The following is a 7,543-nucleotide window of genomic DNA, read 5'->3' as shown; positions in this document are numbered from 1 at the left end:
AAAAAAAGCAACTCAAACTCATTTCCAACAGTCGAAAATAATAATTTAATTGTCCAAGCAACAAAAATTTATGGATGAAGCCAATAGGCAAGACTTGGTAATGGACAATTTAGATTATTGGCGTGGAACTTATGCCATCGGTCTTGACACCGGAAAGCACAAGTTGCTCTATATGAATTTGGAAGCTGAGATAAAATTTAAATTGATTTCAACGGATTATATTTCTCATATTGACCTTCAAAAACAAAATCATCATATAGGAAAAGGTTCAAATAGAGGGGAAGTAATCGATAGTTTAGTATTAATAGTCCATCAAAAGGAGACAGCTGTAAAAAAGTCCCATTTGTGTTTCTTTGACGGTGAAAAAAATTCTGATTTATCGGGAGAATGGCCTTTGATCCATAAATGGAACGCTTTATTAATTAATGAAATGGCAGCAACAAAATAGATTCATCTAATCATAATTACCTCTACTACACCTCTTATTTACCGCATTATGCAATATAATTCTTGACAGGGGTTGCAATCGCAATAAATTCAGGTTATTTGAGATTTTAGCATAGCAACGCTATGGTGAAATTCAAAACTGCAAAGAAGTGGCTGATATTGAAGCGAATTCAGCAGGTCATAGAAGGCTAATGCCTATTTTGGATTTAATAAGAGGTGTTTTTTATACCCCTCTCCCAATCTATAATGTTGAGAAAGGCACAACCTTCCCTTTTCCCTAATCATTCCATAAAAGGAATTCAATTTTTCTTCGTTAGGAATAAAATACTAACTAAAGTACTGATTAAGTTTGAGATAATCCATTACTCTATTACTAAAAATCATCTTACAAACCATAAAAATTGAATTTTTTATTCGTATTATTGTAACTAGAATAATAAATAGGGGGAAGTTTCTACTATCACCTATAAAAATATCAATTTAAATAACCCTTTTAAAATTGATAACCTAAGATGACCAACATAAAAAACTCTTTAGCACTTGCATTTCTACCCGGCTATTTGTATTCAAGCAAATACGAAGAGCAGGTGGGAAAGAATGTGGAAGGTCGAAACCCTCCGGTAACTAAAAATCCCGAAGAACAAAATGATCAGGAATTGATTAGAAAATACCTTAAAGGGCTTCAATTGGAAAGTTATGATTATATCAATGAAATTATCCATCCTGACTTTAAGTGTATAAATACCAATACGGATTCTATTCACGATTCTATTGAAGAGATTTCTCATTGGAAATCAAAGCACAACCACTTAAACCACCTTTCATTTAGTGATCCTAAACTTACCAGTGTACGCGTAAATCGAGGTATTTTGAAGGGAGACTGGACACTGGTTTGGACAATATTCTCTGCATTGGATAGCAAAACATTGAAATCTATAACTTACGAATACCATATGGCCATCAAAACCGTAGATAATAAAATATTAGAAATCCAGACTTGGCATGAAGCTGAAGACGTTTAATCAGCTGATCCAAAATTGTGGCCAAAGTACTCTTTTTTTATAAGTTTGAATGGGCCGTTTTCCATTTTTTCCGTATATTTTTACATCAAACTTGAAACGGGTTATGGAATTTGTCAAGAATACTTTTTTTATGAATTATTAAATTTAAAAAAGGCCTTCGCTTTATTGGTCCTTGAATGTTACATTCAGAAGTATTTCAAGCACTCTTAAACAATTCTATCTTCTATTTCAAGTCTTCATTAGATTCTCGCTATTTAACAATCCAAAATAATCACTATGGACAATTACGTATTGGGTGTAGACTATGGAACAGATTCTGTCAGGTCCATTTTGGTCAACACCCGTGATGGTGTAACCCTTGCCTCTGAAGTATACATCTATCCGCGCTGGAAAGCAGGTAAATACTGCAATCCGGTAAAAAACCAGTTTAGACAACATCCTTTAGATCATCTTGAAGGGCTTTCATATACTGTAAATGCTGTTATGAAAAAGTCCGGCATACCCAAAACTCAGGTCAAAGGTATTTGCGTAGACACAACAGGATCATCACCCCTTCCTGTGGATCGTTCCGGCCACTTTCCGATAAATTTTCAGAAAACCCCAATGCCCAAATGATTCTTTGGAAGGACCACACGGCTATCAATGAAGCGGATGAAATCAATCATTTGGCAAGGACATGGGGAGGAGAAGATTTCACCAAATATGAAGGAGGAATTTATTCTTCAGAATGGTTTTGGGCAAAGATTTTACATATTGTCAGAGCGGACAAAGAAGTAGCAGAAGCTGCCTATTCATGGATGGAGCATTGTGACTACCTAACCTACACCCTGGTTGGCGGCGTTGACCCTGTCAATTTTAAGAGGAGTCGCTGCGCTGCAGGCCACAAAGCTTTGTGGCATGAGAGCTGGGGAGGATTGCCGGAGGAACAATTTTTAGAAAAACTTGACCCAAGCTTGAAAAAACTTAAGAGCAGGCTTTACCAAGAAACCTATACATCTGATCAGGTTGCCGGGGAATTGACAAAAGAATGGGCTTCAAATCTAGGCTTAGAAGAGGGTATACCCGTAGCTGTTGGAACATTCGATGCCCATGCGGGCGCCATCGGAGGAGAAGTAGATGAAGGTACCCTTGTCAAAGTAATGGGCACCTCCACCTGTGACATCATGGTGAGTCCTTATGAAGCACTGGAAGATAAGTTGGTAAAAGGAATTTGCGGACAGGTAGATGGATCTGTTATCCCGGGAAAAATTGGCTTAGAAGCCGGGCAATCAGCCTTTGGAGATGTCCTTGCATGGTTTGTCCAGTTATTGCTTAAACCTGCCAGCACTACTATAAAAAATGCTACTATGGAAGAGGCCGTAAAAGAGGAAACGATAAACCTTTTGGAAAAGAATTTAATCATAACCCTGTCCAATGAAGCTCAGAAAATAGCCCCTGAAGATACAGATGTAATCGCAATGGACTGGATCAATGGTAGACGAACACCCGATGCCAATCAGAATTTGAAAGGAGCGATTCAAGGTCTTGACATGGGCTCAGGTGCTGCCCATGTATTCAAGGCTTTAGTGGACAGTATTTGCTTTGGATCAAAAAGGATTATCGAAAGGTTTAGGCAAGAAGGGGTGAAAATTGAACAAGTAGTTGGCTTAGGGGGAGTTGCAAAAAAATCATCTTTGGTCATGCAAACCTTGGCAGACGTGCTGAATATGCCCATTAAAGAAGCTAAATCAGAACAAGCTCCGGCCTTGGGTGCTGCCATTTATGCAGCTACTGCAGCGGGCATATATCCAAGCGTAACCGAAGCCATAGCAGCTATGGGCAATGGTTTTGATAAAGTTTATAAGCCAAATCCGGAAAAAGTTGCTATTTATCAAACTAAATATGAAAAGTACCTGTCTTTGGGTGACTTTATTGAAAAACATAGCTAATAAGTAAAAACGTATTCAATTCCTGTATATTAAAAATGGTAAGCCTTTGGGCTTGCCATTTTTTGTTTCTACCTATTTTTTCTATTGACGATTTCGCTAAGCACCATTTTTACCTAGGGTTTATCTTGAAAATGGGATTGTATAGATCATTAACATTCAACCAGATAAGTTTAAGCAATATGAAACAAAAAGCTTGCATTTTATATTGAAATTCATTAACATTAATTCAGTTTTTAGCAATAAAACCCTAAACAAAAATCCTATTCTGAAGTTTATTTTAAAATTCCAGTTTTATGTTTTGAAAAATAAAACTCACTTGTTTCACTAAAACACAAACCTATTGCTTCACCTCTTTTCAAGAAAAATGTATGAAAAACTTCAATTACTTAATCTTCGCCATACTGATTATTAACTCAGCATGCTTGTCACAAAGAGACTTTATTGCCGAATACGATTACAACTACAAAGGAGCTTTCAAAAAGTACAAAACTTTTGGATTTGTAGCTGAAGAAGGGAAAAACGACAGAGATTTTACGGGAATTATTGAAAAATCCATTTCTTCACGTTTGGGATCTCAAGGGTTTAGGGAAAGGGATAAAAATCCGGATCTTTTAATCATCCACAAACTCTACATGAGTGAAGTGAGGTACAGAGGATACAACCAACCAAATTTTGACTATTGGTTAAAAAAGCAGGGAATAGAGTTGGTTGAGGAATCTGTTTTGGATAGTCTTGAAAGACAAAAAAGGGGTGAAAATTACAATGCCATTAAGTATACGCAAAATGACGGAATGCTAGTTGTTTTGGTAATTGACCATAAAAAAGGAAACACCATTTGGCAAGGATATACTTCAGCCTATTTTGATTACAACTCACCAAATATCCACATTGATCTAACCCGTGCCACCTATAAGGTAATGGATCAGTTCAAGATATTGACAAGAAATTAACCGCTAATTGCGAGCCTTTTATTTGCTTACGCTGTCAAAATAAGCAATGACAGTCTGCCTGTATTTATCATCTACAGACTGTCATTTTTTAAATTATTCGTATAAAACACTCTTGTCTCACTGCCTATCCCTATCTTTGTAGCATGGATAAGAATAAGCAGACAAGTAAGGAAACCTTTTTGGAAAGGCTTTCATTAAAAAATTTCAATAAAATGCAATTGGAATTTATGGAGAAGGCCTCTGAAGATGCTCCCATCATGCTATTGGCCCCTACAGGCTCCGGAAAAACCCTTGCTTACCTTATTCCAATGGTCCAACACTTGGAGGCCTCCACCTCGGATGCTACTGCATTGATCATCATTCCTTCTAGAGAATTGGCTCTGCAGATCACTGACGTTTTCAAATCATTGAAGACAAGCTTTCATGCTTGTGTTTGCTATGGAGGTCATTCCATGCGAACGGAAGAGAACAGATTAATGGAAAAGCCAAAAGTGATTATAGGCACCCCGGGACGGCTCTCAGAGCATGCTCAGAAAGGTAATCTATCAAATTTAAACATAGACTTGGTCATTTTGGATGAATTTGACAAATCCTTACAGTTTGGTTTTCATGAGCAATTAAGCGTGATTTTCAAAGACCTTTCGGAGGAACAAAAGTATTTTACCCTCAATACCCTACCAGAATTCCTGCCTTTTAAGACTTACGAGAAAGTAAATTTTCTGAAAGAAGGTGAAGTATTGACTTTATTGTTACAACTGGTAAGGACCTCAAGTGTAGAAAAAATAGACAGCCTTATGCGTCTTGTTTCAGATTTTGGTCAGGAAAGCACATTGGTATTTTGTAACCATAGGGATGCTGTAGACCGCATCAGTCTACTCTTAACTGATTTTGGCTTTGAGCATGTGGTATTGCATGGAGGCATGGAACAAATTGATAGAGAAAAAAACCTGATAAAATTCAGAAGCGGCACACACTCCTTATTGATTGCCACTGATCTTGCCTCTCGAGGTCTGGACATACCTGAAATCAAGCATATTGTCCATTATCAATTGCCTCCAAAAAAAGATGCCTTTGTTCATAGAAATGGTAGAACGGCGCGAATGATGGCCGAAGGACAAAGCTATCTGCTGCTTGCTCATGAGGAAACCTTCCCGGATTATGTAGACAGTAATTTACCGGAATACGAACTTCCGCAAGAATTAAAAACCCCTGAACCTTCCCCTTTGACTTGTATTTATGTGAGTGTAGGGAAGAAAAACAAAGTGAGTAAGGGAGATATCGTTGGGTTCTTCACCAAAAAAGGAGGCTTGAAAGGCAATGAAATAGGCATGATCAATATCCTTGATAATGCCAGTTACGTAGCCATCCCTACAGAAAGAGTAGACGACCTACTTAACAATACCCAAAATCAGAAATTAAAAAAGCTGAAAGTAAAAATGGAAGTGGCCAACTGATTGAATCAATTCCCCCCCTAAGAATCAATTATTCCCAGCCTGTGTCTTTTAATGCCGGGTCATCTTCCTTTTTAAGGAAGTCTGCCTGAGATAAAGAATCCGCTTCCCAATTTAATATGGCTTCATCTGGTATAGGATCTATGGCCTCTTTCCAAGCGGTTGAAGTCTCACTGTAGGCAATATTGGATTGGGAATTGAAACAGGATATGATGGACCACCTGGGTTTGTCCGAAAGATTGGCCGCAGACCTGTGTAATAAATTGCTATGGAAAAACAGTGCATCTCCTGGATCTATTTCACAATAGACAAGTTCCATGGTTTTTAAGGCATTTTCTACCATCACCATATCAGCCCCAACTTGCTCACCGGCAAATCCATGGTTTACTCTGCCAAGTTTATGAGAGCCTTTGATCACCTGCAAACAGCCATTTTGCTTATTCGCCTCTGTTAAGGCAACCATTACACTAATTAACTGATCAGGAAACATAAATTGATTTTTATACCAATAGCCATAGTCTTGATGCCATTCCCATGCCCCTCCTACTTTGGGCTCTTTCTGCATTAACTTGGAATGAAAATGGCATACGGGCGCTTCTCCTTCCAGCAATTGCGCCACAGCATTTACCATTTTTTTACTCCTAGTCAAATAGCCAAACACATCATTCCCCGGCTTAAACCATAAAGAAAGCTTGGTTTTCATGCCCGATTGGTCATTCAGGTCCATGGCATTTTTGCCCATTGCCTCATCCTCTATAGCAACTTTATAAAGCTTATCGGTCTCTTGCTGAGTACAAAACCCTTTTACAAGTACATAGCCATCTTTATGGTATTGGGCAATTTGTTCATCAGTCAATTTCATAGGATTATCAACAATTATATGCTTATGATTATATTAGATTTCAAATTGGCCTCTAGTCAGTTTAATTAACGCTGAGGGTTAATCATTTCCCAACCAAATTCCATACACTTAGGTGGTCAAGTAAAAAAATACTACCACTAAAGCCAACAAAACCTTTATCAATATCCCTTTATTTCGCTTCATAATCAAGTAAAATGTAAATATTGACTGGTTTTTCCTCTCAAATTCTAATCAATATTAAAAACCATTGGCTTAAAAAAAATCCTATGATTATCTTACTTCGCCATTAAAATTAGAAAAATGAAAAATTTAAACTTTCTGTCTCTAGGACTTCTTATTATACTAACCTGTTCATGTAATGAAGATGTAGCAAAGACTGTCAAAGAACCTACTCCTTCTAACAATATCATGCATTACCTTAACCAAGAGGCCAAGAGATTGACTGAAAATTTTTCTTCAAACTCCCTTTCATTGGAAGAATGGAACACAATTCGCCCTGAAAAATACCATCAATTTATAGAAATGATGGGTTTCAATTTGGAGGAAGAAAGAAACCCTCCCAAAACTTACTTCCAAGGTACATTGCAACAAGAAGGATTTCACATTGAAAAATTTTACTATGAATCCCTTCCCAATTTATTTGTTCCTGCAAACCTCTATGTACCCGACAATATTTCTAAGCCTCGGGCAACTGTAATTTATCTTTCCGGTCATTCTCATGGGCAAAAGGTAAATTACCAAGCTCATGCAAGAAGATTGGCAGAACTTGGGTTTATCACTCTAATATTTGATACCATCCAATTTGGGGAAGTTTGGGGACACCATTGGGGACCTTATAATAAGGGTTGGTTCAATTGGTACTCCCGGGGCTACAACCCCGCAG

The 7,543-nt window shown here is 37.6% G+C and carries 5 protein-coding genes and 2 pseudogenes; 6 read left to right on the top strand and 1 reads right to left on the bottom strand.

Going from position 1 to position 7,543, the window contains the following annotated elements; all coding sequences use genetic code 11:
• Positions 1–49: 49 nt before the first annotated feature.
• From AAC037_RS14980 to AAC037_RS14960, 5 genes and pseudogenes are all read left to right on the top strand, one after another.
• Positions 50–448, top strand: a complete 399-nt coding sequence (locus AAC037_RS14980) for a hypothetical protein (RefSeq protein WP_339903741.1) — start codon at positions 50–52, stop codon at positions 446–448.
• Positions 449–959: 511 nt separating this feature from the next.
• Entirely contained in the window at positions 960–1,469 is a 510-nt protein-coding gene (locus AAC037_RS14975) for a hypothetical protein (RefSeq protein WP_339903740.1), read from the top strand.
• Positions 1,470–1,745: 276 nt separating this feature from the next.
• Positions 1,746–3,397: pseudogene (locus AAC037_RS14970) on the top strand (ribulokinase).
• A gap of 368 nt (positions 3,398–3,765) precedes the next feature.
• On the top strand, positions 3,766–4,347 hold the full coding sequence (locus tag AAC037_RS14965; RefSeq protein ID WP_339903739.1) for a DUF4136 domain-containing protein: 582 nt from the start codon (positions 3,766–3,768) through the stop codon (positions 4,345–4,347).
• 143 nt (positions 4,348–4,490) lie between these two features.
• Positions 4,491–5,801, top strand: coding sequence for a DEAD/DEAH box helicase (locus AAC037_RS14960; RefSeq protein ID WP_339903738.1), 1,311 nt, complete (start codon positions 4,491–4,493; stop codon positions 5,799–5,801).
• A 28-nt stretch (positions 5,802–5,829) separates the two neighbouring features.
• On the opposite strand, the gene AAC037_RS14955 is transcribed toward AAC037_RS14960, so the two are convergent.
• Complete coding sequence (locus AAC037_RS14955; RefSeq protein WP_339903737.1) at positions 5,830–6,660, bottom strand: phytanoyl-CoA dioxygenase family protein; 831 nt, start codon at positions 6,658–6,660, stop codon at positions 5,830–5,832.
• Between the two features lie 300 nt (positions 6,661–6,960).
• Here AAC037_RS14955 and AAC037_RS14950 point away from each other — a divergent pair.
• Positions 6,961–7,543, top strand: a pseudogene (locus tag AAC037_RS14950) (hypothetical protein); the annotation flags it as partial.

This window comes from uncultured Cyclobacterium sp. (assembly GCF_963976465.1).
Taxonomy (GTDB): Bacteria; Bacteroidota; Bacteroidia; order Cytophagales; family Cyclobacteriaceae; genus Cyclobacterium.
This window is presented reverse-complemented; position numbering and strand designations above follow the sequence as displayed.

Coding starts and splice junctions, on each gene's coding strand:
- AAC037_RS14975 (WP_339903740.1), top strand. CDS start 960: ATGACCAACATAAAAAACTCTTTAGCACTTGCATTTCTACCCGGCTAT.
- AAC037_RS14965 (WP_339903739.1), top strand. CDS start 3,766: ATGAAAAACTTCAATTACTTAATCTTCGCCATACTGATTATTAACTCA.
- AAC037_RS14960 (WP_339903738.1), top strand. CDS start 4,491: ATGGATAAGAATAAGCAGACAAGTAAGGAAACCTTTTTGGAAAGGCTT.
- AAC037_RS14955 (WP_339903737.1), bottom strand. CDS start 6,660: ATGAAATTGACTGATGAACAAATTGCCCAATACCATAAAGATGGCTAT.